This is a genomic window from Chachezhania antarctica (assembly GCF_003646465.1).
GTDB classification, from domain to species: Bacteria; Pseudomonadota; Alphaproteobacteria; order Rhodobacterales; family Rhodobacteraceae; genus Chachezhania; species Chachezhania antarctica.
Window position 1 is genome coordinate 1 of sequence record NZ_QZEX01000031.1, and the last position, 3,581, is coordinate 3,581.

The 3,581-nt window shown below is 66.8% G+C and carries 4 protein-coding genes; all 4 read left to right on the plus strand.

Annotation, left to right across the window (positions count from 1 at the left end; translation table 11 throughout):
* Positions 1-74 precede the first annotated feature (74 nt).
* The 4 genes from D4754_RS23600 to D4754_RS24205 all read left to right on the plus strand — a co-directional run bounded on the left by D4754_RS23600 (position 75) and on the right by D4754_RS24205 (position 3,517).
* Positions 75-491, plus strand: coding sequence for a phage tail tube protein (locus D4754_RS23600; RefSeq protein ID WP_121068608.1), 417 nt, complete (start codon positions 75-77; stop codon positions 489-491).
* Positions 491-811 carry a GTA-gp10 family protein gene (locus D4754_RS23605; RefSeq protein ID WP_121068610.1) on the plus strand — a complete coding sequence of 107 codons (321 nt, stop codon included), beginning with the start codon at positions 491-493 and terminating at the stop codon, positions 809-811. The genes D4754_RS23600 and D4754_RS23605 overlap by 1 nt, the downstream gene beginning before the upstream one ends.
* Before the next feature lie 107 nt (positions 812-918).
* Complete coding sequence (locus tag D4754_RS23610) at positions 919-1,125, plus strand: hypothetical protein (protein ID WP_121068612.1); 207 nt, start codon at positions 919-921, stop codon at positions 1,123-1,125.
* A 22-nt stretch (positions 1,126-1,147) separates the two neighbouring features.
* Entirely contained in the window at positions 1,148-3,517 is a 2,370-nt protein-coding gene (locus D4754_RS24205) for a hypothetical protein (protein WP_163026047.1), read from the plus strand.
* Positions 3,518-3,581: the final 64 nt, after the last annotated feature.

The window sequence follows — 3,581 nt, forward strand, 5'->3', positions numbered from 1 at the left end:
CGGGCGGGACCAACGAGGAACAGCGCCCGTGGCGGGCGTCTGTGGATTTTGTCACCAACTGGAAAGGGTGAGACATGAGCGATGCAGATATCGGCTACGGCGCAAAGTTCGGGATCGAAGATCCCGGCACGCCGGGGACCTACATCGATACGGCCAACGTGACGCGCATCAAGCCGTCGGGCTACACGCGCGACGAGGAAGATGCCACGCATCTGCAGAGCCCGGACATGATGAAAGAGTTCATTCCGGCGCTGATGGAAGCGACGCCGGTTGAAATCGACATCAACTGGGTGCCGGTTGCCCCGGATCCGTTCGTGACCGAGATCGAGGCCGGCGGCGGCAACTACCAGATCACGGCGCCGAACGGGGTGCGCATGCAGTTTCCCGGGTTCTTCCTGATCTATGAGCCGGGTGACCTGACGAACGGCAAGATGACGGCGACGGTCACGGTGCGGCCGACTGGCAAGCCGACGCTGTTGGGTGCGGTCTGATGGCCAGGGGTTTCAAGGGCGAGGTCCGGGTCGAGCTCGAGGGCAAGATCTATACGCTCCGGATGGATCTCAACGCGATGGCCGCTTTCGAGGATGGAACCGGCCTGGCGGCACTGGATTGGGCCGAGAAGGCAGAGGCGGGGAATGCACGTGTCGGTGACATGATCTCGATGGTTTGGTGTTGCCTCGAGCGTCACCACGAGGGCGCCAGTAGGCAGCTTGCGGGGGATATCCTGTCGGAAGATCCGGGGATCCTCGAGCGCCTTTTCGCCGCCGCCGCGCCGAAGCCTGACGAGATCGAGGGCCAGCCGGGAAAGTAGAGGACCGCGGGCCGCTTCGGATCTTCGATCTGCTGGCGGCCTATGTCTCGGCCGGCCTCGATCCGGCGCATTTCTGGTCGCTCACGCTGCGCGAGTTCAACGCGCATATGAAAGGCGCGCGCGCCCGTCTCCGGCAGGAGCAGGACGGGCGCGCCTGGCTGGCCTGGCATGCCGAGGCGCTGGCCCGGCAAAAGACCTTGCCCGGGTTCAGGGCATTCGTCGGCGGCGGTGACCGCGGGCCGCAGAGTTCCGACGATCTGCAAGCGATGTTCGAAATGATCGCGGCTCAATGGGGCGCGAAACCGGCCGCGTGAGGCGGCGGTCAAGGGGGGTGTCATGGCATCTGTGATCGGCGCGCTCCGGGTCAATCTCGGCCTGGACAGCGCGAATTTCCAGAAGGGCGTGGGCAAGGTTTCGCCGCGGCTGAAATCCATGCGCGCGCAGTTCCTGAAAGTTGCGGGCGCGGCCGCCGCCTTCGGGGCGGCGATCTCGGCCGCCGCTTTGAAATCGGCGCAGGAGATCGACCGGGCGGCCAAGGCGGCGCGCCGTCTCGACGCCTCGATCGGCGGGTTCCGCGCGCTCGAGCTGGCCGCCAGTGAGGCGGGCGTGCCCCTGTCGGGGCTGACCAACGATATCCAGAACATGAACCGCGAGATTGCCAATATCGGCACGAGCGGCAACGCGGGCCGGGCGCTCGAGCGCCTGGGCCTGACGGTCGAGGATCTCGCCGGCCTGGACGCGGACGAAAAGATCGCGACGATCGCGGATCGGGTGAAGGCGCTCGGCCTGTCGTCGGGCGAGACAACCGCGCTCATGCGGGATCTTGGGGTGCGCGGCCGGGAAATGTCCCTGCTGATGATCCAGGGCGGGGACGCCATCCGGGCGGCGCGAACGGCGGTCGAGGATTACGGGCTCGCCCTGAGCGCGACGGACGCGGCCGAGATCGAGAAGGCGAACGACCGGATCGGGCGCCTGGGCTATATCTCGCAATACGCGGGGCAACAGCTCGCGCTTGCCCTGGTGCCATCGTTCGGCCGGCTTGCCGAAAGCATGACGGACGCGCTGCGGGAAGGTGGCGCCTTGCGCGGCGTGATCGACGCGATCGCGGGCAACATTGTCCGGGTGTCGACATATGTTGCAGCCGCCGCGGCCGCCTTCGGGGTCCGGTATGTCGCGGCACTGGCGGCGGCGCGGATCGCAACGTTGACCTTTGCCGGTTCGCTGGCCGTCCTGCGCGGGGCGTTGATCCGATCCGGGATCGGCCTGGTTATCGTCGCGGCCGGGGAGATGGTTTTCCAGTTCTCGCGCCTGGTCTCGGCCGCTGGCAGCTTCGGCGGCGCCATGTCGCTCCTCGGGGATCTGGCGCGCGAGGTCGGCGATCGGATCGGCATCGCCTTCGGCGCGGCGGCAAGCGAGATCGGCGCGACCTGGCAGCGCATAAAGGCCGCGGGCCTCGAGGCTCTTTCGGCCACGCTTCGGAGCGCGGTCGATTTCGGCAATCGGTATGTGGGTGTCTACCGGGGGGCCTTCGCCGCGATCAAGGCGATATGGTCGGCGCTGCCTGGCGCTATCGGAGATCTCGCCTACCAGGCCGCGCAAAGCATGGTTGATGGCGTGGAAAGCATGCTGAACGCTGTGGTCAAGCGGATCAACGATTTCATCGAAGGGATCAACGGGGCTCTGGCGCTCCTGCCGGAATGGGCGACGGGGGGCAATGTCTCGATCGGCCTGGTGCCCGATGTGACGTTGAAGGGCGTTGCCAACCCGTTTGCCGGCGCGGCCGAAAAGGCCGGCGCCGCGGCCGCCGATGCGTTCAGGAGCGGCTTTGAAACGGACACGTTTGACGCGCCGGACACGTCCGGTCTGGATGGCGTTGCGCAATCGGCGCGTGACGCGGCCGCCGACGCGAGCCTGGCAACGGACGTTCTTCGGCAGCTTGCCACGTCTCCGCTGGCCGGCCTCAAGACGCTCAAGGATACGATCGCAGGCACGGCGGATGCGACGGACGGTGCCGCGGACGCGGCCGATCGCCTGGGCAATAGTCTGGATGATGCTGGCGGGGGCGGCGGTGGCGCTGCCAAGGTGAAAAAGGATCTCGAGGACGTGGCCGCCCGCGCGAAAGAGGTCGCAACCGATATCACGACGCCGCTCAAGGACGCTCTGAAAAGCGGTGAGCTCGAGTTCCGCAGCTTCGCCGATGCTGCGGTTTCGATCATGCAGCGCATGGCCGATCGCATGATTGATCAAGCCTTTGCGCCGATCGAGGATGCCGTGACGGGCATGCTGTCGGGCAAATCCTCGGGCGGTGGTGGACTTGCTTCGATCTTCGGCGGCGGTGGCGGCGGCCTGGGCTCGATCTTCGGCGGCGGTTCGGGGGGCGGCTTCTTTTCGAAGATCCTGGGCGCGATCCCGGGGTTCGCGGCCGGCACCAATTCCGCGCCCGGTGGCCTCGCGTGGACCGGGGAACAGGGCCGCGAGCTGGTGAACCTGCCCCGCGGGTCGCAGGTGATCCCGAACCACAAGCTCGGCGCTGCGATGGGCGGAGCGATCGAGCTGATCCTGCACGCGCCGGAACATGTGTCGGTCCAGACGGTGCGGTCGGAAGTTGCGGTGCAGATCCGCCGGGCGCAGCCGGGAATAGTCGGCGCGGCGGTTGAAAGTGTTCAGGCGGCCAGCTCGGAAACCAAGGACTTCCTGGGGATCTGATGACAACAGTTTATGCATGGCCGCCCGTGGGCGCGGTCGGGTCCGAGTGGACCGTCGAAGATCC

Excerpts from the sequence above, each read along its gene's own strand:
- D4754_RS23600 (WP_121068608.1), top strand. The coding sequence starts at position 75 with ATGAGCGATGCAGATATCGGCTACGGCGCAAAGTTCGGGATCGAAGAT.
- D4754_RS23605 (WP_121068610.1), top strand. The coding sequence starts at position 491 with ATGGCCAGGGGTTTCAAGGGCGAGGTCCGGGTCGAGCTCGAGGGCAAG.
- D4754_RS23610 (WP_121068612.1), top strand. The coding sequence starts at position 919 with ATGAAAGGCGCGCGCGCCCGTCTCCGGCAGGAGCAGGACGGGCGCGCC.
- D4754_RS24205 (WP_163026047.1), top strand. The coding sequence starts at position 1,148 with ATGGCATCTGTGATCGGCGCGCTCCGGGTCAATCTCGGCCTGGACAGC.